Source organism: Methylophaga sp. SB9B (assembly GCF_004832235.1).
In the GTDB taxonomy this organism is placed as follows: Bacteria; Pseudomonadota; Gammaproteobacteria; order Nitrosococcales; family Methylophagaceae; genus Methylophaga; species Methylophaga muralis.
In genome coordinates this window covers 66,110-91,436 of record NZ_SSXS01000005.1, presented here as the reverse complement: position 1 = coordinate 91,436, position 25,327 = coordinate 66,110, and the positions used below count along the sequence as shown (strand labels likewise).

At 45.1% G+C, this 25,327-nt stretch carries 23 protein-coding genes and 1 tRNA gene; 18 read left to right on the top strand and 6 right to left on the bottom strand.

What is annotated here, in order from left to right; genetic code table 11:
• Positions 1 to 27: 27 nt before the first annotated feature.
• From def to E8Q33_RS06945, 16 genes are all read left to right on the top strand, one after another.
• Positions 28 to 531: a peptide deformylase gene (def, locus tag E8Q33_RS07020; RefSeq protein WP_136553818.1), complete on the top strand. Its 504-nt coding sequence runs from the start codon at positions 28 to 30 to the stop codon at positions 529 to 531.
• A gap of 8 nt (positions 532 to 539) precedes the next feature.
• Entirely contained in the window at positions 540 to 1,472 is a 933-nt protein-coding gene (fmt, locus tag E8Q33_RS07015) for a methionyl-tRNA formyltransferase (protein WP_211116116.1), read from the top strand.
• Entirely contained in the window at positions 1,465 to 2,772 is a 1,308-nt protein-coding gene (gene rsmB / locus E8Q33_RS07010; protein WP_136553814.1) for a 16S rRNA (cytosine(967)-C(5))-methyltransferase RsmB, read from the top strand. Before fmt ends, rsmB begins: the two co-directional genes overlap by 8 nt.
• Positions 2,750 to 3,331: a DUF4390 domain-containing protein gene (locus E8Q33_RS07005; RefSeq protein WP_247869964.1), complete on the top strand. Its 582-nt coding sequence runs from the start codon at positions 2,750 to 2,752 to the stop codon at positions 3,329 to 3,331. The genes rsmB and E8Q33_RS07005 overlap by 23 nt, the downstream gene beginning before the upstream one ends.
• Positions 3,316 to 5,475: an ATP-binding protein gene (locus E8Q33_RS07000; RefSeq protein WP_136553810.1), complete on the top strand. Its 2,160-nt coding sequence runs from the start codon at positions 3,316 to 3,318 to the stop codon at positions 5,473 to 5,475. The genes E8Q33_RS07005 and E8Q33_RS07000 overlap by 16 nt, the downstream gene beginning before the upstream one ends.
• 2 nt (positions 5,476 to 5,477) lie before the next feature.
• A complete protein-coding gene (locus tag E8Q33_RS06995) occupies positions 5,478 to 6,752 on the top strand; it encodes a sigma-54 dependent transcriptional regulator (protein WP_069294844.1) in 1,275 nt (424 codons plus the stop codon).
• A gap of 9 nt (positions 6,753 to 6,761) precedes the next feature.
• Positions 6,762 to 8,135, top strand: a complete 1,374-nt coding sequence (gene trkA, locus E8Q33_RS06990) for a Trk system potassium transporter TrkA (RefSeq protein ID WP_069294845.1) — start codon at positions 6,762 to 6,764, stop codon at positions 8,133 to 8,135.
• 5 nt (positions 8,136 to 8,140) lie between these two features.
• Positions 8,141 to 8,695, top strand: a complete 555-nt coding sequence (locus E8Q33_RS06985; protein WP_069294846.1) for a YqgE/AlgH family protein — start codon at positions 8,141 to 8,143, stop codon at positions 8,693 to 8,695.
• A complete protein-coding gene (ruvX, locus tag E8Q33_RS06980) occupies positions 8,692 to 9,111 on the top strand; it encodes a Holliday junction resolvase RuvX (protein WP_136553808.1) in 420 nt (139 codons plus the stop codon). Before E8Q33_RS06985 ends, ruvX begins: the two co-directional genes overlap by 4 nt.
• Positions 9,108 to 9,638, top strand: a complete 531-nt coding sequence (gene pyrR, locus E8Q33_RS06975; RefSeq protein ID WP_136553807.1) for a bifunctional pyr operon transcriptional regulator/uracil phosphoribosyltransferase PyrR — start codon at positions 9,108 to 9,110, stop codon at positions 9,636 to 9,638. The genes ruvX and pyrR overlap by 4 nt, the downstream gene beginning before the upstream one ends.
• Positions 9,628 to 10,599: an aspartate carbamoyltransferase catalytic subunit gene (locus E8Q33_RS06970; RefSeq protein WP_136553805.1), complete on the top strand. Its 972-nt coding sequence runs from the start codon at positions 9,628 to 9,630 to the stop codon at positions 10,597 to 10,599. The genes pyrR and E8Q33_RS06970 overlap by 11 nt, the downstream gene beginning before the upstream one ends.
• Complete coding sequence (locus E8Q33_RS06965; protein WP_136553803.1) at positions 10,599 to 11,906, top strand: dihydroorotase; 1,308 nt, start codon at positions 10,599 to 10,601, stop codon at positions 11,904 to 11,906. Before E8Q33_RS06970 ends, E8Q33_RS06965 begins: the two co-directional genes overlap by 1 nt.
• Position 11,907: 1 nt before the next feature.
• Positions 11,908 to 12,072, top strand: a complete 165-nt coding sequence (locus tag E8Q33_RS06960) for a DUF3012 domain-containing protein (RefSeq protein ID WP_136553801.1) — start codon at positions 11,908 to 11,910, stop codon at positions 12,070 to 12,072.
• A complete protein-coding gene (locus E8Q33_RS06955; protein ID WP_247869963.1) occupies positions 12,060 to 12,833 on the top strand; it encodes an HAD family hydrolase in 774 nt (257 codons plus the stop codon). The genes E8Q33_RS06960 and E8Q33_RS06955 overlap by 13 nt, the downstream gene beginning before the upstream one ends.
• A gap of 105 nt (positions 12,834 to 12,938) precedes the next feature.
• A complete protein-coding gene (locus E8Q33_RS06950; RefSeq protein ID WP_136553799.1) occupies positions 12,939 to 14,036 on the top strand; it encodes an efflux RND transporter periplasmic adaptor subunit in 1,098 nt (365 codons plus the stop codon).
• Positions 14,033 to 17,149, top strand: coding sequence for an efflux RND transporter permease subunit (locus E8Q33_RS06945; protein ID WP_136553797.1), 3,117 nt, complete (start codon positions 14,033 to 14,035; stop codon positions 17,147 to 17,149). The genes E8Q33_RS06950 and E8Q33_RS06945 overlap by 4 nt, the downstream gene beginning before the upstream one ends.
• Before the next feature lie 22 nt (positions 17,150 to 17,171).
• Here E8Q33_RS06945 and E8Q33_RS06940 read toward each other — a convergent pair.
• Both E8Q33_RS06940 and E8Q33_RS06935 read right to left on the bottom strand, forming a co-directional pair.
• Positions 17,172 to 17,248: transfer RNA gene (locus E8Q33_RS06940), tRNA-Asp, on the bottom strand.
• Between the two features lie 210 nt (positions 17,249 to 17,458).
• Positions 17,459 to 18,298 (bottom strand): plastocyanin/azurin family copper-binding protein, encoded by an 840-nt coding sequence (locus E8Q33_RS06935; RefSeq protein ID WP_136553796.1) that lies wholly within the window; start codon positions 18,296 to 18,298, stop codon positions 17,459 to 17,461.
• Between the two features lie 579 nt (positions 18,299 to 18,877).
• Here E8Q33_RS06935 and E8Q33_RS06930 point away from each other — a divergent pair.
• The gene (locus E8Q33_RS06930) at positions 18,878 to 21,058 is read left to right on the top strand and encodes a TonB-dependent receptor domain-containing protein (protein ID WP_069294854.1); all 2,181 of its coding nucleotides are present in this window, start codon (positions 18,878 to 18,880) and stop codon (positions 21,056 to 21,058) included.
• A gap of 253 nt (positions 21,059 to 21,311) precedes the next feature.
• Here the strand turns inward: E8Q33_RS06930 and E8Q33_RS06925 are convergent, their stop codons facing one another.
• The 4 genes from E8Q33_RS06925 to E8Q33_RS06910 form a co-directional block, all read right to left on the bottom strand.
• Entirely contained in the window at positions 21,312 to 21,695 is a 384-nt protein-coding gene (locus tag E8Q33_RS06925; protein ID WP_069294855.1) for a DUF6746 family protein, read from the bottom strand.
• A gap of 153 nt (positions 21,696 to 21,848) precedes the next feature.
• The gene (locus E8Q33_RS06920; RefSeq protein ID WP_069294856.1) at positions 21,849 to 22,271 is read right to left on the bottom strand and encodes a plastocyanin/azurin family copper-binding protein; all 423 of its coding nucleotides are present in this window, start codon (positions 22,269 to 22,271) and stop codon (positions 21,849 to 21,851) included.
• A gap of 252 nt (positions 22,272 to 22,523) precedes the next feature.
• A complete protein-coding gene (locus E8Q33_RS06915) occupies positions 22,524 to 22,949 on the bottom strand; it encodes an MgtC/SapB family protein (protein ID WP_136553794.1) in 426 nt (141 codons plus the stop codon).
• 57 nt (positions 22,950 to 23,006) lie between these two features.
• Positions 23,007 to 24,083 (bottom strand): AI-2E family transporter, encoded by a 1,077-nt coding sequence (locus tag E8Q33_RS06910; RefSeq protein ID WP_069294857.1) that lies wholly within the window; start codon positions 24,081 to 24,083, stop codon positions 23,007 to 23,009.
• A gap of 161 nt (positions 24,084 to 24,244) precedes the next feature.
• Here E8Q33_RS06910 and E8Q33_RS06905 point away from each other — a divergent pair, with 161 nt between their 5' ends.
• Positions 24,245 to 25,318, top strand: coding sequence for an efflux RND transporter periplasmic adaptor subunit (locus E8Q33_RS06905; RefSeq protein WP_211116115.1), 1,074 nt, complete (start codon positions 24,245 to 24,247; stop codon positions 25,316 to 25,318).
• Positions 25,319 to 25,327 lie beyond the last annotated feature (9 nt).

The window sequence follows — 25,327 nt, the reverse complement described above, 5'->3', positions numbered from 1 at the left end:
CTTCATTGATTCATTGCAGGTATTAACATGGCTTTATTAAATATATTGCATTTCCCCGATCCCCGGCTGCGCCAGAAAGCCTTGCCGATAAAGAAGGTTGATGACGACATTCGGCAGCTGGCTCACGACATGCTGGAAACCATGTACGATGCTCCGGGCATTGGTCTGGCGGCAACTCAGGTCAACGAACAAAAACGTTTAATCGTCATTGATGTTTCAGAAGAAAAAGATAGCCCGTTGTTTCTAATCAACCCGGAATTACTGGTCACAGAAGGTGAACGTGATTTCGAAGAAGGCTGCCTGTCTGTTCCAGAAGCTTATGAGATGGTTACCCGTGCCGATAAGATTCGCGTTCGCGCATTAAATCTGCAAGGTGAAATGTTTGAAATGGAGGCGGACGGCATTTTGGCTACCTGCATTCAGCATGAAATGGATCACCTGGAAGGCAAGTTATTTGTTGATTATTTAAGTAATCTCAAACGTCAACGCATCAAAAAACGGCTGGAGAAACACCAGAAACAAAAACTATAAGGATATCCATGCGCATCATTTTTGCCGGCACCCCTGACTTTGCTGCAACCACGCTGGCCGCTTTACTGACGACAGAACATGAAATCTGCGCAGTCTACTCACAACCGGATCGACCTGCTGGTCGTGGTCGTAAACTGACCGCCAGCCCGGTAAAACAACTAGCGTTACAACATCATATTACTGTTGAACAACCGCTCAATTTCAAAGAAGAAACCGATAGGGAAAAACTTGCCAGTTATCAGGCTGATTTAATGATCGTGGTGGCTTATGGCCTGTTACTGCCACAAATTGTTTTGGATACGCCTCGATTGGGCTGTATCAATGTTCACGCTTCTTTATTACCACGCTGGCGCGGTGCAGCACCGATTCAACGTGCAATTCTGGCTGGAGACAGTAAAACCGGGATTTGTATTATGCAAATGGAAGCCGGACTCGATACCGGCCCCGTTCTGCAGCGCGCGGAAATACCCATCGAAGCTACCGATACCGGTGAGCAACTGCACGATAAACTTGCCAAACTCGGAGCAGATACGCTACTTGAAACTCTGAATAATTTTGAGCAACTACAAGCTAAAGCCAGCCCGCAAAATGATGCCGAAAGTTGTTATGCGGCAAAATTACAAAAAGCCGAAGCCAACATCGACTGGACACAACCCGCTCTGCAAATCGATCGCCAAATTCGTGCATTTAATTCCTGGCCGGTTGCTCAAACACTCTGGCATGACAAAATGCTGAGAATCTGGAACGCTGCCGTGATTGACCATCACGATCCAAAGGCAATACCTGGCACGATTATCCAGATCGATCGTGATGGAATTGATATTGCTACTGGAGACGGAGTCATCCGAGTATTGACTCTCCAGGCTCCGGGAAAAAAAGCCATGCCGGTAAGAGACTTTCTTAATGCTCATACCTTAAAAGCCGGTGATCATTTTGGCTAAAAGCAAAACCTTATGTGCACGAAGTGCAGCTGCCTTAGTGATTCAGCGAGTCACTCAGGGCCAATCGTTAAATACTGCTTTTGTGGATATCAGCAAGCGTTTGGATGAATCTCAACGTAGCTTATTTCAGCAGCTCAGTTATGGCGTGATTCGCTGGTATCCCACGCTTGAATTCATGGGCAAGCAATTACTGTCCAAACCACTAAAGACTAAAGACGGAGATGTTTTTGCCTTATTGCTGATGGGCATCTATCAACTGCGCTCATTGCGAATTCCAGATCATGCAGCATTGTCTGAAACCGTTAACGCCAGCAAACTGCTCAACAAACAGTGGGCCAGCGGATTAATCAATGCCTGTCTGCGTAATTATCAGCGTCAACAAGATGTACTGGAAAAATCCGTTAAACAACAGCTCGTCAGCAACTTTGCTCACCCAGCCTGGTTGATTGAAAAATACCAAAGCGATTGGCCGGATCACTGGCAGCAGATTTTGGAGGCTAATAACCAGCAGCCGCCAATGATGCTGCGAGTCAATCGCCGAGAATATTCACAAACAGAGTATTTGGAATTATTAGCAGCGGCAAACATCGCCGCCTCAGCGATTGAAAATTGTGCTCAAGGCATTTTATTGGAACAAGCCTGTGATGTTTTTAGCTTGCCGGGATTTGTCGATGGTGCCGTATCGGTCCAGGATGGTGCTGCGCAACAAGTTGTTGATTTACTTGATTTACAGCAAGGGCTGCGCATTTTAGACGCTTGTGCAGCTCCCGGCGGAAAAACCTGTCATATTCTGGAAAGATTTCCGACCAACCATGTGACGGCGCTTGATATCAGTGATGAGCGGCTTAAACAGGTCGACGAAAACCTGTCTCGATTACATTTGAGTGCAACTTGTTTGGCAGCAGATGCCAGCGACACACAAAACTGGTGGAATGGTGAGCAATTTGACCGTATATTGATCGATGCGCCGTGCAGCGGCAGTGGAGTCATTCGTCGGCATCCGGATATCAAGCTGCTCAGAAAGCATGAGGATATCCAGCAATTAGCACGACAACAACAAGATTTACTGGATAAATTGTGGCCATTACTGAAACCCGATGGCTTGCTGGTTTATACCACCTGCTCTGCATTTAAGCAGGAAAACGAATTACAGATAGAAGCATTTTTGTTACGTCAGCCTGATGCGATGGAGCATATTCCAGCGATGGCTCCAGCACGAAGAGCAGGCTTCGGCTATCAATTGCTACCGGGAGATAACGATCTGGATGGTTTCTATTATGCCTGCTTACGTCACCGTTAAACGTCTACTGACGTCTATTGTATTTGTGTTTGTATCGGTACAAACCGTTCAGGCAGAATCGTTTTACATAGCTGATGCACACACCTCTCCCGCCGGCAATGGCTATTTACTGAATGCCGAAATTAATTACCCACTAAACGCTCGGGTAAAAGAAGCGCTCTATAACGGCGTACCCATCACCTTTGTTCAGGAAATTCAACTCATTCGGGTTTACCCGGTGCTGGGTGAATGGTGGCAATGGCGCAACAATATCTGGTCAACTGAAATACGTTATGTGTTGCGTTACCACGATCTGTCGCAACAGTATTTATTACATTCCATGGCAACTAAAACCCATCGTAATTTTCCTACGATGGAGGGCGCATTAAATGCTATGGGAGAGATAAAAGATTTAAGTCTGCCGCCCCAACATACTCTTGAAACCGATAACCTAATTCTAAGATTACGCAGTCAACTTGATTTGAATGCCCTTCCATCACCGATGCGTCCAGGGGCCTTTTTGTCCAGTAAGTGGGACTTAGCCAGCGACTGGTATGAGGTGGCATGGCCTTCCAATTAATTAGAGGACTAAGTAGCGGGACCGCGCCGTATTTTTCACTGGCCTTATTATTACTTGTTCTGGCCTATCTACTTAGTGCGGCGACCCAGGATACTTCCAGACTGAGCGATTTATTTCTCTATATCTTCGGACTAGGGCTGGTATGTCTGTTACTGCTGGCCATCATTCTTGGCCGAGGCTTATACCGGCTTTATCGCGATTTTAAACGCAAAGCACCTGGTTCTCGACTCACACTGAAACTGGTCAGTTTATTTGTCTTATTGATCGTTGGCTCCACCAGCATTGTTTACGGATTCTCTGTTCACTTTCTGCAACGAGGCATCAACAGTTGGTTCGATGTAAAAGTGGAGCAGGCGTTAGAAGATTCACTGGAATTAAGTCGTAATGCCTTTGGTATCCGCATGCGCACATTATTGAGGCAGACCCGAATGATGGCTGGCGTATTGTCTGAATTACCGGATGCACGCCTTTCACATAGTTTGCGAGAACTGACACAGTTAAGTGGCGCGCTGGAAATCACTATTTGGAATACTAATGGACAACTCGTGGTTTCCAGCATCGAAAATCCGGCTATTTTTATTCCTGAAGCACCGGATGAATCAATCGTTCGTCGCTTGCTACAGGGCGAAGACTATATTGGTCTGGACCCGGCCGCGAATGATGAGCTGGAATTAAGTGCCGCAGTGATGTTACCGCGGAAATCGATACTGACCGAAGAACGCTATTTACATGTGTCTTTTCCGGTTAATGATCATTTGAGCTCTCTGGGTAAAAATGTTCAGGATGCTTATACCGACTACAAAGAATTGAGTTATTTACGCAAACCCTTGGTCACCATTTTTACCTTAACTTTAAGTCTGATCGTGTTCCTGACCATGCTGGCTTCTATCTGGTTTGCGGTTTGGATTTCCCGACGCATGGTTCAGCCGTTACAAGAGCTGGCTGCCGGTACGCAGGCGGTTGCTTCCGGTAACTACAATATGCAACTTACCGCTTCGGGGCACGATGAAATCGGCTTTCTGGTGCGCTCATTCAATCAGATGACACAACGTCTTACTCAAGCCCGAAACGCCTCGGACAGAAGTCATCGGTTACTTGAACAACAAACCAGCTATCTAACCACCGTACTTGGCAGTTTATCCAGTGGCGTTATTACCATTGATAACGATCTGTATCTTCGAACAGCGAATGTTGCCAGTAGCAAGATCCTTGGTGTTAATCTGCAGCAACGTTTGGAAAGCTCTTTGGATTCTTTAGGAAAGCTCAACGATAATTTGCATAGCTTTTCCTTATTAATCCAAAACTACACCTTCAAAGCTGTTGCCTGGCAACAGCAGATTGAACTGCAGCAAACCAAAGGGCGACAAACGCTGATGTGCCATGGCACGCCTTTACCGGCCGAAACTGGCTGGGTCATCGTGTTTGACGACATCACCACATTGCTTCAGGCGCAGCGCAATGCGGCATGGGGTGAAGTAGCACGCCGGTTAGCGCATGAAATTAAAAACCCGTTAACGCCAATCCAGCTATCGGCTGAACGTTTACAACATAAATATGCTTCGTTGGTACCACCTGATCAAACCGAAACATTACAAAAGCTCACCGATACGATTGTGCAGCAAGTTGAAGCAATGAAAGATATGGTCAACGAGTTTTCCGACTATGCCCGTAGCCCTGGATTACAACTGGAAAAAGTGTCGATTGGCCAATTACTCCGTGAAGTTTTGACCTTGTATCAAAGTCATGCCAACCATCAGTTCACCTTATTGAACAGTCCGGCTGAAATTCGTGTCAATGTTGATAAAAACCGGATGCGACAGGTCTTCCACAATTTGTTGAAAAACGCTATCGAAGCCAGCGAAGAAGCAAATAAACCCGTTGATATAGTGATCAGTTACCACTTAATAATGCAGCAACATTTACCGTGGCTGGAAATCATCATTAACGATCATGGGCCGGGCTTCCCAAAAGACATGGTGGACAAACTGTTTGAGCCCTATGCCACCACCAAAATCAAAGGCACCGGATTGGGCTTGGCAATAGTCAAAAAAATTATCGAAGAACATGGCGGGGATGTCTGGGCAGAAAACCTTAACCCCGACGGAGCAGGTATAATAATTCGGCTACCACTGGAGGAAGATTAGGCGTGAGTACTGAAAAACCACTTATTTTAGTTGTAGATGATGAACCGGATATCCGGGAGCTCATTAAAGACATTCTCGAAGATGAAGCCTACAGGGTCGTCACTGCGAGTAATGGAGAAGAAGCTCGGCTGGTTTTTACCCAGCAACAACCGCAACTAGTGTTGCTCGATATCTGGATGCCTGATGTTGACGGTATCAGCCTGCTCAAAGAATTCAAGCAACAAAATCCTGGTGTTACGATCGTTATGATGTCTGGACATGGCACTATCGAAACTGCCGTGGAAGCCACCCGTTCCGGTGCCAGTGATTTTATTGAAAAACCGTTATCGATGGCGAAATTACTTCGCGCCGTGGAATTAGCCATAGAAAACCGCGCTAAACAAGCAGCCCAACGCCATGAGTTTGCTTTGGAACCTGTTGGCAAAAGCCCAAAAATGGCACAACTTCGTGAACAGGCTGAACGGGTTGCCGGTCATGAAATGCCGATTTTACTGATTGGTGAAGGCGGTACAGGTAAACACTGCTTTGCTTATTATCTGCATCGACTGGGTTTATACAACAGCGGTAAGTTTATTGAAGTCAGCCCTGAGAGTTTCCCGCTTGATAGTCATAAACTAGTTTCTCTGGCCCAAAACAACACGCTTTACATTAATGACGTTGCCTTGCTCAGTGATGAAGCTCAAGCTTTGCTGCAACATCTCTTGGAAAGCGGTCGCCTCAAAGAATGTCAGTTGATTTGCGCTACCCAACTTGGCTTAGACAAAGTGATTGCCCGCGGTGACTTCAGTGAAGGTTTGTTTTATCAACTGAATACCATCACGCTGCAATTACCGGCTCTGCGCGATCATGTTGAAGACATCCCTGAACTGGTGCATTTCTTTGTCGATCAGCAAACCACACAGGCCGATCTGCCTTATCGTCGTTTTACTGTGGCAGCCCAGAATCGTCTGCGAAATTATGCTTGGCCGGGCAATGTACTGGAGTTGAAAAATGTTATTCAGCGACTATTGGTGCTCGGGGATTCAGATGATATTGATGTTGAGGATGTGGAATCCGCCCTGCAAGCCGAGCAGCCCCCCCAGGCCGATGATGTAACCGGTATCAATTTTGATCAACCGTTACGTGAAGCACGCGAACAGTTTGAACGAATTTATTTGCTGCAAAAATTACAGGAAACCGATGGTAATGTAGGTAAAGCCGCTAAATTAGCGGGGATGGAACGCACCCATCTATACCGGAAACTGCGGGCGCTAGGCATTGATAGTAAACAAGTTTAAGGATTTGCAATGAAGATTCTCATTCTCGGTGCCGGTCAAGTGGGTGCCTCAGTTGCTGCCACGCTGGCCCGTGAAGATGATGACATCACCTTAGTGGATACTGACGCCAATAGCCTGCTCAAACTCCAGGATCATTATGATATACGAACCATTCAAGGCCTAGCTTCACATCCGGATGTTCTGGCTCGGGCCGGAGCGGCTGACGCAGATCTGGTACTGGCAGTGACCAATAGCGATGAAACCAATATGGTTGCCTGTCAGATATGCCATACGCTTTACAACACGCCCACCAAAATTGCTCGGATTCGTGCACCGGAATATCTTGGAAAACCAGAACTATTCAACAATGATGCCTTTGCCATTGATGTATTAATTAGCCCTGAGCAATTGGTCACGGAATATATCGAAAGGCTAATCAGCCATCCTAATGCGTTACAGGTACTGGATTTTGCCGATGGCTTGGTTCAATTAGTGGCAGTAAGAGCGTTTCATGGCGGACCGTTAGTCGGCAATCCGCTACGCGATTTACGTAAACATATTCCTAAAACCGAAACCCGTGTGGCCGCAATCTTCCGTAATGGCAAAGCCATCCTGCCGGAAGCCGAAACCGTCATTGAAGCCGATGATGAAGTGTTTTTCATCGCTGCCAGTAAAGATATTCGCTCGGTAATGGCTGAATTACGCCGCCTGGAAAAACCTTATAAACGCATCATGTTAGCTGGTGGTGGCAACATTGGTATCCGGTTGGCTAGAGCACTGGAAAACGACTATCAGATCAAGATTATCGAAGCCAATAGCGCCCGAGCCGATTATCTATCAGAAGAATTATCTAAAAGTATTGTCTTGCTGGGCGATGTCGCGAACGAGGAGTTATTACTCGAAGAAGAAATCGACAATGTGGATATGTTCTGTGCTCTCACCAATGATGACGAAGCAAATATTTTGTCGGCTATGCTCGCCAAACGGCTTGGTGCCCGCAAAGTTTTATCGTTAATCAATCGTGCCGCATATGTGGATTTGGTTGAAAGCGGTACCATCGATATTGCACTTTCACCACAACAAGCGACTATCGGTAGCTTGCTTGCCCATATACGCCGTGGCGATATTGTAGCGGTACATTCATTGCGTCGCGGTGCAGCCGAAGCATTGGAAGCCATTGCTCATGGCGATAAAGGCTCATCAATGGTAGTAGGCCGACGGATTGATGAAATCGATTTACCGCCGGGCACCTCAATCGGTGCCATTGTCCGGGGTGACGAAGTTATCATCGCGCATCGAAACACCATGATCGAAGCTGAAGATCATGTCATTTTGTTTTTGACCAACAAGCGTTATATCAAGGAAGTAGAACGACTATTCCAGGTCGGATTTACGTTCTTTTAACGCTTATGACCTATCTCAAACACCATTTCCTCATTGCCATGCCCACGCTGATAGATAGTTTTTTCTATCACTCGGTGGTGTATCTGTGCGAACACGATGAAGATGGTGCAATGGGTCTAATCATTAACCGCCCCACCCGAATCATGATGCGAGAGCTGCTCAACCATCTTCAAATCACCAATAATTCCGAATGGGCTAATAACACCGCCGTCTTATTTGGTGGCCCAGTACAAAAAGACCAAGGTATGGTGGTGCATGATGGCGGTGAACGCTGGAAAAATACCCTGAAGATTACCGATGAAACTTTTTTAACCACTTCCAGCGATATTTTAGAGTCATTAGGTACCGATAAAGGACCACCAAATTCCATTGTTACTCTGGGTTATGCCGCTTGGGAAGCAGGTCAATTGGAACAGGAAATAGCCGAAAACAGTTGGCTTACGGTTGCGGCAACCGCTGAACTGCTCTATCAAACCCGTGCAGAAGACCGGTGGCATGCTGCAGCAAAATTACTGGGCATCGACATCAATCTGATGTCTAATACCACAGGCCATGCATGAGTTCTGATAAAAACATTCTCGGCTTTGATTTTGGTATGAAATCCATTGGCGTGGCGGTTGGCCATCAATTAACAAACTCCGCCAGAGGTATTGCCGCCTTATCCGCCCGAGATGGTATTCCAGACTGGGATAACATCGCTAAAATAATGGCCGAATGGCAACCTGGACTGATTGTTGTGGGCTTGCCGCTGAATATGGATGGCACAGAACAATTAATGACCGCTGCCGCGCGTAAATTTGGCAACCGCATGAACAATCGATTTAATATTCCGGTGGTCTGGCAGGATGAGCGTTTAACTACCTTTGAAGCGCTCGATCAAATGGGAATACGCAGTAAAATGCACACCGATAAACGCAGTGATGTCGATAAACTCTCGGCTCAAATTATTCTTCAATCATGGTTGGACCAACAATGACAATGCCCAAAACTACAGCGGAAATTCAAAACCTGCTCGAAGAAATGGCTGAAACCATACGCGAGGAACTTGCCGATAAAGATCCTCTGCTGGTGGGGATCCATACTGGTGGTGTATGGGTAGCAAAAGCCTTGCAGAAGATTCTTGGAGAAGACTTTTTTGATGCGCCTCTGGGCACTTTGAACATCGCCTATTATCGCGACGACTTCACCCGTATCGGCATGCATCCACAAGTGTCTCCATCCGACCTGCCCTTTGAGGTTGATAATCGTCATTTGGTATTGGTAGACGATATTTTTTACAGCGGCCGAACCACACGAGCCGCTTTGAATGAGATTTTTGATTATGGGCGTCCGGCCAGTGTGACACTCGCGGTACTGATTGAGCGCGATGGCCGTGAATTACCTATTCGACCGGATATTGTCGGTGCCTCAGTGATATTGCCCCGTAACCAACATCTGAAATTACGTAATAAAGATGGTTTGCAGTTGGAAATCCGCGCTGCAGGAGCGCCATATGCAGAGTAATCAACTGACAGAGAGTGGCCAGCTTCGGCATTTTCTGACAATTGAAGGTCTGAAACGCCCACTGTTAACCGAAATCATGGATCGAGCTGAGCAGTTTTCCAGCATCAGTCATCGCCAGGTAAAAAAAGTCCCGCTATTACGCGGTAAAACCATTATCAATCTGTTTTTTGAGAACAGTACACGCACCCGTTCTACCTTTGAGCTTGCGGCTAAACGCCTATCAGCGGATGTGATGAACTTTAATATCAGCACCTCTGCTACCTCCAAAGGCGAAAGCCTGCTCGATACACTGCATAACCTCGAAGCCATGCATACCGATATGTTTGTCGTTCGCCATGATCAGAGTGGTGCTGCCGAGTTTATTGCCCAGCATGTTGCACCTCATGTCAGTGTCATCAACGCTGGCGATGGCTGTCATGCACATCCTACCCAGGCGATGCTGGACATGTTTACCATTCGTCGTCATAAACAGGACTTTGCCAACCTTAGGGTAGCTATCATCGGCGATCTTTTGCACTCGCGGGTTGCGCGTTCACAAATTCAGGCATTAGCGACGCTTGGCGTAGGTGAAATTAGGGTCATTGGGCCACAAACCTTATTACCTCGTGACAGCCATACATTAGGCGTGCATGTCTATCATGACATGGCTTCTGGCTTGAAAGACGTTGATGTAATCATCACGCTTCGTTTGCAACTGGAACGTATGCAAGGTGCATTACTACCCAGTGCTCGTGAATACTTTCGTTGTTACGGACTGACCGAAGAAAAGCTCAAATACGCCAAACCGGATGCCATTGTGATGCACCCAGGACCTATTAATCGCGGCGTTGAAATCGCCTCATCTGTTGCCGATGGACCGCAATCAGTTATCCTCGAGCAGGTCACTCACGGTATCGCTATTCGTATGGCCGTTATGTCGATGGCGCTAGCCAGCCAATCAGAACAGGCAGAGATTGAATAATGAAGATTTGTATTCAAAATGGTCGTGTCATTGATCCTGCCAGCCAGCTGGATGTTGATCACAATGTCTATATTGAAGATGGGCGGATTGTGGCTATAGCTGAAGATTTGGCTGGCTTTGATGCCGATATTGAAATCGACGCCTACAATAAAATCGTCTGTCCTGGACTCGTTGATCTGAGTGCCAGATTACGTGAACCCGGTCAGGAGCATACCGCGACTATTGAAAGTGAAACTCGTGCGGCAGCCGCTGGTGGTATTACCACATTGGCTGTTCCCCCCGATACTGATCCGGTTATTGATACACCAGCGGTAGTGGAATTAATTGAAGATCGGGCCAAAAAAGCTGGCCGAACGATGGTGCTTACCATCGGAGCACTGACACAAAAATTAAATGGTGAACTGCTAGCCGAGATGGCTGCACTAAAAGCGGCGGGTTGTGTTGGTGTCAGTAATGGTGTGTCCGAAATCAAAAATACCGTGGTTTGGCGTCGTGCACTTGAATATGCAGCCACGCTGGATTTAACCGTGTTTATTAACGCCGCCGATCCATGGCTACAAAAACAAGGTTGTGTTCACGAAGGTACGGTCAGTGCCCGGTTAGGTCTATCGGGTATTCCAGAAAGCGCCGAAACTATTGCGGTAAGTCGTGATTTGATTCTGATTGAACAAACCGGAGTACGCGCTCACTTTCATAGTTTATCAACAGGAAAAGCAGTCAAACTTATTCGTGAAGCACAAGAACGTGGCCTGCCAGTGACTGCTGATGTCAGTGCTCATCATCTACATCTTTGCGAACATGATTTAGGTAATTACGACAGTTTCAGTCATGTTATGCCGCCGTTAAGAGGTGTAAGAGATCGCGAACAACTCAAACAAGGATTACGCGATGGCGTTATCCAAGCTGTCTCGTCTCATCATCAGCCATTGGATGCTGATGCCAAATTAGGTCCGTTTGCTGAGACAACACCAGGTCTTTCAGCACTGGAAACCTTGTTACCGTTGACACTGAAATTGGTAGAAGATGATGAAATCACCTTGCATCAAGCTATTGCAAGTTTGACCTGCCAACCAGCAGCGATTTTGGGCATCGATGCCGGACAACTTAAAGTCGGTGCCAGCGCCGATATCTGTATTATCGATGCGGATGTGCAATACGACTGTCAGCCTTCATCATTTATCAGTGCCGGCAAAAACAGTCCGTTTGGTGGATGGTTGTTTCAACATCAAGTCAGCCATACCCTGTTTCAGGGCAAAGAGGCAAAGTCGTTTATCAACGCTCGGCTTAATAACTTTTCGGAGTCATAAAATGAACATTCAGCGTTTTTTTGCTATTGCGTTATTAACCCTGCTATTTTCAGCCTGCACACCTGAAGTTGGTTCAGATGCCTGGTGTGTGCATATGAAAGAAAAACCGAAAGGTGACTGGACGGCTAATGAAGCGGGTGATTATGCAGAGCATTGTTTGCTTTAAAAGTCATGCAGACCCAGTTATTCGCGCTTGATTTTGATGGTGTTCTCTGTGATAGCGCGCTTGAAACAGGACTCAGTGGTTGGCAAGTGGCAAGCCAAATTTGGCCCGATATGCCAACACAAATGCCTGAGCAAATCCTCAGCGATTTTCGCGTTGTCAGACCGGTTATGGAAACGGGTTATGAGGCCATTTTAATTTGCCGATTGCTGTATGAGGGCACTCCATCAGATCTGCTAATTGATGACTTTCCCAAGCAGATAAACCTTATTCTGCTTCGGGAGAACCTAGCTGTCGCTGATTTAAAAAAGCAGTTTGGTGAATATCGGGATAACTGGATTAAAACCGATCTTGCCAGCTGGATAGAGATGAATCCACTTTATCCTGGTGTAAGAGAGTTTTTACAACAAATCCCATTGCAGCAGCGCTTTATCATTACCACCAAACAAGAGCGCTTTGTCACCGAGATCCTCTCAGCCAATCAAATAGATATTTTGCCGCAACAAATCTATGGTTTGGATCGTAAGCTGAAAAAACCACAAATCCTCGAAGATCTACAACGGTTAAACCCAATCGCAACCATTTTGTTTGTTGAAGATCGGCTGCCGACGTTGCTGGATGTGATTCAAACGCCATCACTGTCAGCTATTAAGTTATTTTTTGCTAACTGGGGCTATAACACGTCAGCTGACAAAAAACAGGCAATGCATAATCCTCGCATCACCACACTGGAAACGCCCTCTTTACATAATTTGACACATTGATGGGATAACATCGACCAGGAACTAAGGGATAGGAAAATTGCCCATAAAATGACTTAAATACTCCCTATCCCGGCTTTACTCCAATATTCGAGATCATTCTTTTAAATGAAGCAAAAACTATTATGGCCAGCTCTGCTGCTTACTGTTTTGAGCCTTACAGGGTGTGAGCGTGATAGACCAACAGCAACAGCTCAAATCAAACCGCATTTAGTCGAAGTCGTCCGTGCTGAAGTAAAAGATATTTCTGTTACAAGAGAACGTAATGGCAGTTTAAGAGCCATTCAGGAAATTCAAATCTTTAATCAGGAAGAAGGTCAAGTTTCTGAATTGCCGTTTTTTGAAGGGGATCGTGTTGAGAAAGGCCAGATTATCGCCAGACTCGATGATCGTTTGCTGCGCTCCCAACTCACCCGTGCTCAAGCCTTAACCCGAAAATCTGCAACCGATCTGGCACAGATTAAAGATCTGGTTGCCCGTAAACTGACCACGCAAAATGAATTAACCCGTATCGAAACGGAGCTGGCAGTTGCTGAAGCAGAACAAGAAGCGTTGCAGACCCGCCTCTCTTATTTTGTTATCCGCTCTCCCATTTCCGGCGTTGTGACGCATCGAAATACTGAACCGGGCAATATTGCCGAGCGCTATTCCCATTTAATGACCATTGCCGATCAGCAAACATTGATTACTGAAGTCCAGCTTTCAGAACTGCTATTAAATAATTTACAGGTTGGCGATGAGGTCCGTATTCAAATCGATGCTTTGCGTGCCGGTAAAAGCGAACATCAAACTCTGCCCGGCAGAATCAGTCGAATTTACCCAGATATCAATCCATTAACACGAACCGGCACGCTTGAAATAGCCCTGACACCCGTTCCTCCAGGCGCACGAGCTGGTCAGTTTGTTCGAGTCACACTGACCAGTCAGCAAGCCGAAAGATTGTTAGTTCCCTTTATTGCTTTGCGTCGCTCAGTTGAAGAGGAATATGTTTTTACAGTTGATGCAAACAATCGAGTAAAAATGACACCTGTGACCACCGGACTTGAAATTGGTGATCAGATAGAGATCCTGGAAGGCCTGGAAGGTGGTGAGTTAGTCGTGATCCGTGGCTTTACCAATCTTCGTGATAACAAAGAAGTCAAAATCGTTAATGCTCCCTCTGCGACGGAACCGCTACCCCTGACGGACATTGAGAATACCCCATGAAAATTCAAGGTGGCGGCCTGGCAGCATGGTCGATTAAACACCCTATCGGGGTATCGATGATTGCCATGACAGTAATTGTGCTGGGTTTGGCCGTGCTAAGCCGTTTGGCGATTGATTTACTGCCACAAATTATCTATCCCGATATCCGTATTCGAATTCTGGATGAAGGTGTGCCAGCGACCGTTATGGAAGATCAGGTCACGCGGTTTGTCGAAGAGCAGCTAGCGATTACTGAAGATGCCTTAAATGTTCAATCCTCAACAGATCTGGGCATTGTTGAAATCGATATTACCTTCGATTATGGCAAAGACATTGATGTAGCACTTCGCGATGCCAGCACCCGACTGGATCGTGCCAAAACACAATTACCTGACTCGATTCAGCCGCCGGAAATATTCAAACGCGATCCTTCGCAGATACCCGTTATTGAGTTTGTCGTCAGTTCAGATTTGATGTCTTTAGTCGATTTGCGGACCTGGACCGACGATATTCTCAGTAAATGGTTTATTAATTTGCCTGGGGTTGCCGCCGCAGAGATTGGTGGTGGTGTTGAACGGGAAATTCAGATCATCCCCGATCAACAACGCCTGGCGGCAATGGGTTTAAGTTATCGGAATATTGTTGAAACAATTCAGAGCGCCAATGATGATATTGCGATTGGTCGATTACAAATGCCTGGCAGTGAAATCACTGGACGAATCGGGGGTCGACTGAATTCAGTCGAAGCAATTCGCCAACTGCCAATTGGCCGCACAGACAATAACATCATCAAATTGCATGAAGTCGCTAAGGTTGTGGACAGCAGTGAGGATGAAAGATTGCGGATCCGAGCTAATGGCATCAGCGGCATTAAATTGGCTATTCAAAAACAGCCTAATGCTAATACCAATAATGTAGTTGAAGTGGTAAACCGGCAGCTGGATTGGCTTGAAGAGCAGAATGTTATTCCTCCAGGTATCAATGTGACGGCGGTTACCGACCAATCGGTGTATATCAAGCAATCTTTGAAAAATGCTGCAACCGCGGCCATCAGTGGCGCAATCTTAGCTATGCTGGTGGTGTATCTGTTTCTCGGTAATTTACGGCGTACTCTGATCATCGGCAGTGCTATCCCGATTGCCATTATGTTTACTTTTGTATTGATGGGGCTTGGCGGACTGACACTCAATATCATGACGCTAGGCGGTTTAGCATTAGGCGTGGGCATGCTAGTTGATAACACCATCGTTATGCTGGAAAACATCTACCGCCATCAATGCAAACATGAAAAGCCATTAGAAGCCGGCACACACGCTGCTGCAGAAGTTAATGGACCGATTATCGCTTCAACCTCTACCAATCTTGCTGCTATTCTGCCGTTTTTATTTATTGGGGGCTTAACCGGCCTGTTGTTCAGCGAATTGATCTTTACTATTTCAGCGGCCATTTTTGCGTCCATGGTGATTGCACTAACTCTAGTGCCAGCCTATGCCGCCAAAGTCACCCAAATCAGCAATAACCCCATCCGAAAAATGATGGATGGCTTAATCGGATTTTTACAGCTTGGCTATGGCAAGGTCATTCGTTTTTTCCTCAAAATTAAATTGCTTATTATTGCGTTATTTATTGGTGGATTTGCTTTAAGTCTGCCCATCTTTACCAGTGGTAATCAGATTTTGCTGCCGAATATTGATGATGGCCGTATTGAAGTGCGGATGGTTTCAGATTCAGGCATTTCTGTTGATGAAATGGATAGTTATGTTCAACGTATTGAACAGATAATGGATGCGAAACCAGAAACGGAAACCATCTTTACTCTGGTCGGTGGTAGCGTTTTTGGACGTTCTCAACGTGAAGAACCCAGTCGCGCGGAAATGACCATCGAACTGGTGCCAGCGGACCAACGAGATATCTCCAGCCAGGAATGGATAAAAGATATCCGTAAACAAATTGATGAATTACAGATTGCCGGGTTACGGGTATTTTTGTTTCAGCGCGGTATTCGTGGATTACGCACTCATAGTGGTGATGAAGATATCAGCTTGCGCTTACAAGGCGAGGATTTCGCAGTAATGAAAACCGTAGCTGATGAGATCGCCGATAAAATGCGGCAAATTCCCTTACTGACGAATGTAGAGCATTCTGCAGAGGAGGAACGCTTTGAAATTTCAATCAAGCTGAATCGGGATAGAGCTCAGGAACTGGGTTTGGATATGCAGGATCTTGCTGAAGCAGCTCAAACCGCTCTGCAGGGTCGTGTTATCAGTGATTTCCTTGAGGGTAATCGCTCTTATGACATCCGTCTAAGGCTTCCACAGGAAGAGATGAATAATCCGCAGGCATTACGTTCCATCATTCTGTTTCCTTCGTCGGATGGAAGCTCACCGTTATATTTAGGTGATGTTGCCGAAATAGAACTGCTTGATACACCCTCTCGGATTCGTCGGGAAAATCAGATGCGAATTGTCGAGCTATCCGCTGCTTTGGCTGATGGCGCTACATTGGGTGAAGCATTGATTCAGCTGGATCAAATGCGTCAAGAAATAGAGCTGCCGACCGGATATACCATTTATGATGGCGGCCAACGAGAAGCTTTGGAACAGCAGCAATATCAAAATCTTATTTTGCTGGGTCTGGCGTTATTTCTGGTTCTGGTAGTGATGGCAATCCAATACGAGTCTTTGTTAAATCCAATAATAATTTTATTGAGTGTACCGTTTGCCGCCATTGGCGTAGCTATGGGAATTTATTGGATTGATCTGCCCTTATCGATGCCAATCTGGCTGGGCACTATCATGTTGATAGGTATTGTGGTGAATAACGCAATTTTATTGGTGAATTATATTGAGCTTGAACGACGTCATAATAACAACTTAACCGAAGCTGTTATTGAAGCAGTGAGATTGCGTTTGCGGCCAATTTTGATGACTACATTGAGTACTGTAATGGGGATGTTGCCGCTGGCGATTGGATTTGGCGAAGGTTCAGAAATGTTGCAACCGTTGGCCATAGCCGTGGTATGGGGATTAAGCTTTTCGATGATGGTGAGTTTGTTACTGGTTCCTCTGGTGTATCACATGTTTCACTCGATTAAAGATCGAAACAAATTTGATAACCAGACAGCTTTAACTTAGATGGGAAGGTCTTCCATAAAAATGGCGGAGCGGACGGGACTCGAACCCGCGACCTCCGGCGTGACAGGCCAGCATTCTAACCAACTGAACTACCGCTCCGCGACCTGATGGTTAACACTTAACCAGTCAGGAAGCGTGCAAGAATACAGCAAAATTTCAAAAGGTGTTAGTGTTCGTCAGAAAAAAGCTAAGCACGCTTTATAAGCCTTTGAAATGCAAACTATTAAGCAATTTTAATGAAAGTAAAACCGTTAGCTTGGCGATGAATTTCGGACAAAATATCCCCCGGGTGGAACCGGGGGAAATTTTTTACATGGCTTCCGCGGCTTGAATGGCTCGATTAACTAAACGGCGAGTTGCACCTTTAGCATCAAAGCTTTTGATTTGATCCAGATTTACCGGGTTACCAACAATAATTACGCCCCCCATTCCAGCACCAAAATGTGGTGTACATTTATAAATGTAGATGCCTTCTTCGGTAAAAGTGCGGCTGTAGTTTTCACTCATCGCAGATATCCACATCTCTGTACCTTCAGGAATCAAACCTTCCAGTGATTCAGTATTATGTGTACTCATGTTGGTCCAAGATACCGAATCGCCCGGTGCGATAGTTACAACTAAAGGATCGTAAATCAAACCTTGAGCGGTTACGGTGTGGTTTTTAGACTCAACTGTAGCAGGTGCAGCAACTTCTGCTGGTTCTTCCGAAATTCCTGCTTCTTTGGTGACCTCTTCCAGTCTTGCTTCGGCTTCAGCTCGACCTTCAGCAGCGGCATTTTCAGCGGCAGCAATAGCTTCATTAGCCCGCTCAGTGACACTTTGGCTTGTTTCTTGAGCAGATTCGATAGCCGTTTCAACGGCTTGGGTTGTATTCTCGACAACTTCTTCTTGTGTACGGCTTTCCAAAGCTTCTGCTTCTTGCTGCGCTGCTTCAGCAAGCTGCTCGCTGGATTCAGTTGTTTCTTCGATCTGATTCGTTTCAGTTAGTGACTCGCCTACTTCAGTCATCTTTTCAATTACTTCGGCTGGTGAACTTGGACGGTCATAATGTTCACTGCTACCAGAAATAAAAGATGAAACGGCAGCCACCACAAATACAGCAATGGCAATAATGATACTCACAGTAATAATTGAACGGGAATGACGCATTTGACTCTCCAACAATGAAATTTTCACCGATCATACCATCACCCTGATCCTATTTATAAGCAATTCCCGCCTTTTTCTTGACCTAGAACAATTCAAAGTCAACATTTCAAATACTTGGCTTTTTTACAACACCCTCACTTAATTGCTCACTTATTCATAAGTAATTAAGTGTTTTACTAACAAAAAAAAGGGCATTACTCCTGAATATCTGTGCGCAAGTTCCCAAAAATACCTTACAAAAATTAACAAATTTCCATTTTTCGTAGCATTTAAACAACAAAGCGTATTATTTTTTTCATTGAAACAACAAGTTACAGAGTAGTTTGTATACAACCATCTAGATGCTAAATATAACCACTATTTGATACTGCACTAAAAAGACCTTTATTTAAAAGGGCTCAGGAGAAATAAACGAACAAACCAAAACGGTTGTTTATAACCACACAAAAATATCGTGATTTATCGCATTAAAATCCTTCAATTTCTCTCTGTGAAATTGGTTGTTTTAGGAATTTTTCCTATATGAAGCTGAATTCGCTAAAGCTAGATTTCATGAGCTTTTTACAACTGGAGAGAGAAATGAACCTAAAACCAAAAATACTCAGCACAGCGATAATGTCTTCGCTGATGTTGATGCCATACGCAGCCATAGCTGAAGAAGATGCAATCGACACTGGAAGAATGACGGTTACCGGGATCCTTCCGGATAACCTTGAAGCAGTATCAGGCTCTTATAGTATTATCGACGAAGAATATCTAGAGTCACGCCGTCCGGTATCCGTAAACGAACAATTAAGAACTGTACCAGGTGTGATGGTTGTTCCTGATGGCAGCATGAGTTTTGATTTAAATATCGGTATTCGTGGTCAAAACCCACGCCGTAGCGCCAAAACGATGGTGATGGAAGATGGAATGCCGTTGCAATTAGCGCCTTACGTTGATCCCGTCAATCATTACTCTCCACCATCACAAGTATTAAGTCGTGTTGAAGTTGTTAAAGGTGCTGGACAAATTTTATATGGACCACAAACCTTAGGTGGCGCAGTCAACTTTCTCACAAAACCTGTACCCCGTAATGGTGAGATAGAAGGCAGCGTAACTTCCGCTTTTGGTAATCAGGATTATCGCTTATTACATGGTAGCGTCGGCTTCGGTAACGAAATTGGTGGCGTGATGTTTGACTTCACCCAGAACAAAGGTGATGGCATCTTCAAGGGCGGTGAGTTTGATGTAAGAGATTATCGCTTTAAAGGCGAGCTGAATATCACTGATCGCCAAACCCTTGGTTTAAAACTTACTCATACACGTGATCGCCGTAATCAAACCGAGAATTACCTTACGATTGATGAATATGATCGCGATCCATTCAGACACCCAACTGTTGATCTGGATGAGTGGGAACAGGATCGTGACTCGATTCAATTAACCCATGCGTTTGAAGTTAACGACCGCTTAACGATTAATTCACAAGCTTATTACACGGATGTATTCCGCAATGGTCTTCGTGCATCCAATACTGGTAGGCCTGATGCAGATGGTGTGTCATGGTCAAGGCTTCGCCGCTGTAATGGCAGCGACAGCCTACGAGTCGATCAGGTTGATGACGTAGGCGTTTGCGGTGGTCGACATGCGCCACGTCAATATTACTCCTGGGGGCTTGAAACTAGCGCAGACTTTGCTCATACCTTATTCGGTCTTGAGAATGACGCGATTGTCGGTATCCGTTATCACGAAGATACCGCTGTCCGTAAACAAGTATTTGCTGAAAATGCCGCTGAACGTAAAAACTATAATTTAGCACTGGCGAATAATTCATTCACTCATGAAACACTGAAAGCTCAAGCGACATCCTACTACGCTCAAAACACGACATTTATTGGCGATTGGGCTGTAACACCAGGGTTCCGAGTGGAACATATCCGCAGCAGCGATACCAACAACATTAGCGGGGAACGCGGTAGCGACAGCGATACTGAATTCCTGCCTAGCATCGGCGTGGCCTGGAATGGTATTGCTAATACCACCGTATTTGCCGGGGTACATAAAGGCATGTCACCTGCACGCGCCAATCGTGACTCAAGCATCCAATCTGAAACAGATGCAGAACAAAGCGTTTTGTATGAAGTTGGTTTCCGAAATGCGTCATTCACTGGTATTAGCTTTGAAACAACGCTATTCCACAATCGTATTAAAGACACCATCATTGACTACGGTGACTTTTTTGCCAATGGTGGCAAGAGCCAACAAACCGGTCTTGAAGTCGCTGGTCGTGCAAACTTTGGTGAAATTTTCAACACTACCAATAACTTCTACATCTCTGGTGCATACACACATATTCCTCAAGCCAAGTATAAGAGCACCGTTTTGGTAGATGATGGAGATGAAATCGATATCAGCGGTAACCGCATGCAGTACTCACCTCGCAACCTGTTGAATCTTGACTTTGGTTACGAACATGTCAGTGGTTTTGATGCTCGCATCGGTGTGCAACACGTTGGCAAACAGTTTGTTGATGACGTTAACACCCGCGATGAAATTCGAGATGATCCGAGACCAGATCGTCGCACAGGCGTATCAGGCATCATTCCTAGCTACACTATTTGGAATGCTACTGTTAACTACCGTGTACAAAATACTGGTGTGACATTGTTTGCCAGTGTCGAAAACTTGTTTGATAAACAATATCTGGCAAGTCGTACCGAGGGTAAATTACCAGGTCGTGAACGTCTGTTCTTCGGCGGTATTACTTACGACTTTTAATCAGCTTCAACGTTGACGGAGACGGTATGCAGAACATGTTTTAAATATGTAACAAAAACAGCCATTTCTCCCAGATTTGCTGTTTCTGCATCACTATTGCCGACAAGCCCATCTCTTAAAGATGGGCTTTTTTTTGCACAAAAAAACCCACCTGAAAAGGTGGGTTTAGGTTTTTTGTTGGAATTTTAGGCTTGGCTTTTACTACTGAACTTGCGACCTAATAATCCTATAAAGCATGACTTAATTAATTAAATTAAGACTCACCCATCTTGCTTATGGTTTTGATGACTTCCATATACGCTTCTCCATGCTTTTGGACTGCATCAGCGTCATACTTTTCAGACGCCAAATGAACTTCTTCCAGTGTCGCGGCTAACTTATCCAATTCTTCATTAATTTTCGCCAGTGCATTTTCCAAGGTGTAAGTCAGTTCGTGTACTTTCGTCACATCATCTGCTGACATGGAATCTTTTTTGAGCAAGGTTTCCAACCGATGATTATAACGTTTGAAGTGGGTAACCGCCTCTTCCAATGTTTCTACAGATTCACCTTTAAAATGCTCTACCGTTTCTGCTTTTGCCATTGTTGCCACACCAAAACTTAATGCGGCAGCTGCAAGATAATTAAAAACTTTCATTTTGACCCCTAAACGTTAATAAGAATTATTACCATATAATAACGAGCACCGTTATAGCAACTTAAATGTGGATGACAATCCCAAAAACAAGGGACATAAAAAAACCTCCCGTCATGACAACGGAAGGTTTTATCTTAAGAAAAAATTTCAGGGTTACATCGCTTCGGCTTCTTTGATCGTCTGCCGAACAATCCGGGCTTCCCCACCGGACACCTCGGCTGCTTTGATATCGTCAAGATTTACAGGCTCTCCAACAATCACCGCACCGCCCATAGCTACCCCGATATGGGGAGTACATTTGTAAACATAAATACCTTCTTGTTCAAAGGTATGCTGATAATTTTCACCCATAGGCGAATTAATTTTTTCCGTTCCTTCGGGTACTAAACCATCAATCGTTTCAACATTATGAGTAGGCATATTCTCCCAACGAACGGTATCACCCGGTGCAATTTTCACAACTAATGGCGTAAATTTCATACCTTCAGCAGTGACAACATGCGTTTCAGCAAATGCCGATTGAGCCATAAAAAGTAGCGCTGCAGGAATTGTTAAAGCAAGTTTAGTTTTCGGCATATAGCCTCCTGTACAGTAAATTTTAGTTATTGGAACAAATGCTGAACTGAGTAAATAATAAATAAATTTTTACACTACCAGGAAATATTCCTTAATCCAAGGTTATGACCTGACGAATAACGGCATGTTCCCTAATTGATTTATAAAAGATTTATACGATTTTATGGTGGGAGTTTTTCCTGACCTGAGCATTAACCTATGTTAATTAAGTTTTGCAGCACAAATCAAAGGCTTTTAATCGTTATTCGTTTCTTAGCAAATGTCATCATGCTTAAAGAAACTGCTTATTTGGAAAATTAAAAAACCCATAGCTGAGAGTACGATAGCAATCTCATAGCGTGCATATGCAACAGACAACCCGATAGCTCCCGTTAACCATATTCCAGCAGCACTGGCAGTGCCATTCACGCCACTATTATTTTTCATAATGGCGCCACCACCAATAAACCCCATCCCGGTGATAATGCCATACATAACCCTGGCTTCTGGATCATCGCCACTGTAGACCTCTCTAGCAACCAACATGAAGGCACAACAGGCGATACATACTAATGGATACGTTCGCATTCCAGCGCCTTTGGCCTTATATTCACGATTTAAAGCCATCGGTAAAGCCAATACAAATGCAATCCCAAGCTGATAAGAGTGATACCAAATAAGACCAAAATTGATATCCATAGATAAATCCCGCTTTAATCAAAGCTAGATTTGTATCAAAAAGTTAAATAGGTTTACTTAACTTGAAGCAAATTGCGATTTTAAACTTCGAGGCCAAGCCGTTACTAACGCCTTCAATAGTGTTGCCAGTGGAATAGCAAAGAAGATCCCCCAAAACCCCCAAATTCCGCCAAAGAACAACACAGCCAGAATAATTGAAACCGGATGCAGATTAACCGCTTCTGAGAACAGTATAGGTACCAGCACATTACCATCTAAGGCTTGGATGATGCCGTAGGCCAACAGCACGTAGGCAAATTCTTCTGTAAGACCAAAGTGAAAACCTGCAACTGCAGCTACAGGCAATGTTGCAACGGCTGCACCAATAAAAGGAATTAATACTGAAAAGCCGACGATAACAGCCAATAAAGCGGAATACGGCAAACCAAACCAAGCAAAAGTAATAAACGCCACGGTGCCCACAATAATGATCTCGACCACCTTGCCACGAACATAGTTGGCGATCTGGCCATCCATCTCATTCCAGATCCGACTCATCAAGCCGCGTTTTTCCGGCATCATGGATAAAATAAAACCCACCAGCTTTTCACGATCTTTGAGCATGAAAAATACCAGAATTGGCACCAGAACCAGATAAACAATTAACCCAATCACGTTGCCAAGTGATGATAAGGACAAAGTCAGTGCACGCTGACCATACATACTCAGTTCTCTTGCCATCATTGAAATCCAGTTTTGAATTTCATCCGGGGTTATCAGGGTTGGATATTGAGCCTGGAGCTCATCTAACCATTGCTGCCCACTGGTCAGCATTCTCGGCGTTTCCAGTACCAGATTGACTAACTGATTCCACAACAACGGCATCAGCAGGAAAGCCAAAGCCAGCATTACCCCAACAAACCCGAGAAATACTATCGCCACGGCAATCATTTCCGGAACATGCCTTCTGGTTAGCATATTCACTACACCCTGCAATAAAAAAGCGATAACCAAAGCTGTGAAAAAAGGCGCCAACATGCCACCCAACCAAATGATGGCAGCAAAGCCTATGATCAGAACAATCAGTAAAATGACCGCTTCTTCATCAGAAAAATATCTTTCTGCCCAATTTTTGAAAACAGCTCGCAATGTCATATCTGTTTTGGTCCTGTTCTTCGTCTTTGATAATGTCTGTTACTATTTTGGCATACCCCAATAACTCTTGTGGCGTATTAAGCTCGCTTAAATATCATCTTTAAGGAACTATCCTTTAAGGTATTGTTCATTAACTGCATTCACTAATCATGCGAATAAACATGTTGAAATCATTTTCGTCAAATAACCTGCGAGGTTTTAGTTTCGTTTTACTGCTCATCAGTCAAACCAGTCTTGCAGCAACCCCGGTAAGTGTCAGTAAACCGATAGTATCAGAATCAACCGAAACCCTTACTTTATCAGGCTCTTTAACCGCTGAGCGTAGAGCCTTACTTTCACCTCGCGTGGATGGGCTGGTTAAAGAGGTTCTGGTAGATGCCGGCTATCAAGTGAAACAAGGCGACATTCTGCTACGCCAGGATGCGGCCATTGCCAGACAGCAACTAGAACAGGTCAAAGCGGCGACCAATGAAGCACAAGCTGCGGCTAATGAAGCCGAACGCTTGGTCGAGGAAGCTAAACGTCTGCGTGGTGATAATTATATTTCTGCATCAGAACTGGCTAATCGTGAATCTAACTTTATGTTGAGTCAGGCTGCTCTTGCCGCAGCCCAAGCCATGCAAAATACCACTGCAGAGCAACTGCGCCGTCATGAGTTACCGGCCCCGTTCAGCGGCGTTATCAGCGCCAAAATGACCGAAGTGGGAGAATGGGTTAATCGAGGCAATCAAGTACTGGAATTAGTTGCTCTGGAGCCTGTGAGACTGGATGTGAATGTGCCTCAAGAACGTTTTTCTGAAATAACCACGCAGACACGGGTAGAAATTTTGCCTGATGCACTGCCTTCACGAAAACTTTCCGGAAAAATTACTGCTTTAGTTCCTGTAAGCAATGCCCAAGCCCGTTCGTTTTTAGTCCGTATCGTGGTGGATTCAGAGGATGTGACTTTATTGCCCGGTACCTCCGCCAGTGCTGTCATTTATATCGGTGGCGACAAAGCCAAGGGCTTTCTTGTACCGCGTGATGCCGTTTTACGTCACCCTGATGGCGGTCGAAGTGTCTTTGTGATCGATAGCAACAACCGGGCGCAACGTCGCAGTGTCAATGTGGGAAGCGATAGTTCTGAGGGCATTATTATCACCGATGGTCTAACGGCTGAAGATTTAGTGGTGGTTCGTGGTAATGAGGTACTTCGCGACAACGATGAAGTTGAAATCGTCAGTGATGCTAGATAAGGGAATTCA

Coding starts and splice junctions, on each gene's coding strand:
- def (WP_136553818.1), top strand. CDS start 28: ATGGCTTTATTAAATATATTGCATTTCCCCGATCCCCGGCTGCGCCAG.
- fmt (WP_211116116.1), top strand. CDS start 540: ATGCGCATCATTTTTGCCGGCACCCCTGACTTTGCTGCAACCACGCTG.
- E8Q33_RS07005 (WP_247869964.1), top strand. CDS start 2,750: ATGCCTGCTTACGTCACCGTTAAACGTCTACTGACGTCTATTGTATTT.
- E8Q33_RS07000 (WP_136553810.1), top strand. CDS start 3,316: ATGGCCTTCCAATTAATTAGAGGACTAAGTAGCGGGACCGCGCCGTAT.
- trkA (WP_069294845.1), top strand. CDS start 6,762: ATGAAGATTCTCATTCTCGGTGCCGGTCAAGTGGGTGCCTCAGTTGCT.
- E8Q33_RS06985 (WP_069294846.1), top strand. CDS start 8,141: ATGACCTATCTCAAACACCATTTCCTCATTGCCATGCCCACGCTGATA.
- ruvX (WP_136553808.1), top strand. CDS start 8,692: ATGAGTTCTGATAAAAACATTCTCGGCTTTGATTTTGGTATGAAATCC.
- pyrR (WP_136553807.1), top strand. CDS start 9,108: ATGACAATGCCCAAAACTACAGCGGAAATTCAAAACCTGCTCGAAGAA.
- E8Q33_RS06970 (WP_136553805.1), top strand. CDS start 9,628: ATGCAGAGTAATCAACTGACAGAGAGTGGCCAGCTTCGGCATTTTCTG.
- E8Q33_RS06965 (WP_136553803.1), top strand. CDS start 10,599: ATGAAGATTTGTATTCAAAATGGTCGTGTCATTGATCCTGCCAGCCAG.
- E8Q33_RS06960 (WP_136553801.1), top strand. CDS start 11,908: ATGAACATTCAGCGTTTTTTTGCTATTGCGTTATTAACCCTGCTATTT.
- E8Q33_RS06950 (WP_136553799.1), top strand. CDS start 12,939: ATGAAGCAAAAACTATTATGGCCAGCTCTGCTGCTTACTGTTTTGAGC.
- E8Q33_RS06945 (WP_136553797.1), top strand. CDS start 14,033: ATGAAAATTCAAGGTGGCGGCCTGGCAGCATGGTCGATTAAACACCCT.
- E8Q33_RS06935 (WP_136553796.1), bottom strand. CDS start 18,298: ATGCGTCATTCCCGTTCAATTATTACTGTGAGTATCATTATTGCCATT.
- E8Q33_RS06930 (WP_069294854.1), top strand. CDS start 18,878: ATGAACCTAAAACCAAAAATACTCAGCACAGCGATAATGTCTTCGCTG.
- E8Q33_RS06925 (WP_069294855.1), bottom strand. CDS start 21,695: ATGAAAGTTTTTAATTATCTTGCAGCTGCCGCATTAAGTTTTGGTGTG.
- E8Q33_RS06920 (WP_069294856.1), bottom strand. CDS start 22,271: ATGCCGAAAACTAAACTTGCTTTAACAATTCCTGCAGCGCTACTTTTT.
- E8Q33_RS06915 (WP_136553794.1), bottom strand. CDS start 22,949: ATGGATATCAATTTTGGTCTTATTTGGTATCACTCTTATCAGCTTGGG.
- E8Q33_RS06910 (WP_069294857.1), bottom strand. CDS start 24,083: ATGACATTGCGAGCTGTTTTCAAAAATTGGGCAGAAAGATATTTTTCT.
- E8Q33_RS06905 (WP_211116115.1), top strand. CDS start 24,245: ATGTTGAAATCATTTTCGTCAAATAACCTGCGAGGTTTTAGTTTCGTT.